This window comes from Enterobacter cloacae complex sp. P15RS (assembly GCF_014895905.1).
In the GTDB taxonomy this organism is placed as follows: Bacteria; Pseudomonadota; Gammaproteobacteria; order Enterobacterales; family Enterobacteriaceae; genus Enterobacter; species Enterobacter quasihormaechei.
In genome coordinates, this window is sequence record NZ_JADBQL010000013.1 from 3006 (window position 1) to 3276 (window position 271).

Here is a 271-nt window from a genome sequence, read left to right on the forward strand (position 1 = left end):
CAGGATGCGCCTGACGTGACATGGTACGGCTGGGACGGCGACAGGCTGACCACCACGCAGACGGAGACCCGGCGCATCCAGACCATTTACCTGCCGGGCAGCTTCACGCCGCTGGTCAGAACCGAAACGCAAAGCGCAGAGCTGGCAAAAGCAGCCCGCCGCACGCTGGCGGAGAAATTTCAGCAGGAGGCCGGCGTCATCTTCCCGCCGGAACTGGTGGCGCGGGTGGATAACCTGGAAGCGGAGCTACAGCGCGGGGAGCTCAGCGAGG

Annotated in this window: 1 protein-coding gene; it reads left to right on the top strand. The window is 65.7% G+C overall.

The features are described 5' to 3' along the window. Positions 1–271 (top strand): hypothetical protein (locus tag IM267_RS07810; protein ID WP_193033128.1); only part of this gene is annotated, 271 nt, incomplete at both ends.